General features: G+C 68.0%; 1 protein-coding gene. It reads right to left on the reverse strand.

Annotated features, from left to right (window positions below; all coding sequences use genetic code 11):
- Nucleotides 1–124: 124 nt before the first annotated feature.
- Nucleotides 125–394: hypothetical protein (locus R9X44_RS35580; protein ID WP_319818796.1), on the reverse strand; the 270-nt coding region annotated here is incomplete at its 5' end.

The raw sequence follows: 394 nt of genomic DNA on the forward strand, positions 1-394 counted from the left end.
ACCGTTATCTGTCATATATTACGCGAACAACGGGGAATCCCCGCCATTCCTGAAACGGGTCAGGGCCGGACGCCGTGCAGGCGTCCGGCCCCGTGGGGGTTACCGCGTCAGCGGTGGAAGGCGGCTACTTGAGGTCGGCGAGGGACTTGCCGACGTCGGCGAGCGTCGCGGGCTTCACGTAGGACTTCACCAGCTTGTACGCCGGAGCGCCGCAGCGGAACGCGCCGGTGTCGGGCTTGAAGTCGGCGGGCTTCCAGCCGTCCGGCGTGGCCTGCTCGACGTTGAAGCAGTTGAGCGGGGCGTCGGCCTTGCTCAGGTCGATCGGGGCGAGCAGGCCGCCCGCCGTCCACTCGCTCTCCTTCAGCGCGGCCTCGTAGACGCACTTGCGGGTGAG

Source organism: Actinocorallia sp. A-T 12471 (genome assembly GCF_033875155.1).
Classification (GTDB): Bacteria; Actinomycetota; Actinomycetes; order Streptosporangiales; family Streptosporangiaceae; genus Actinocorallia.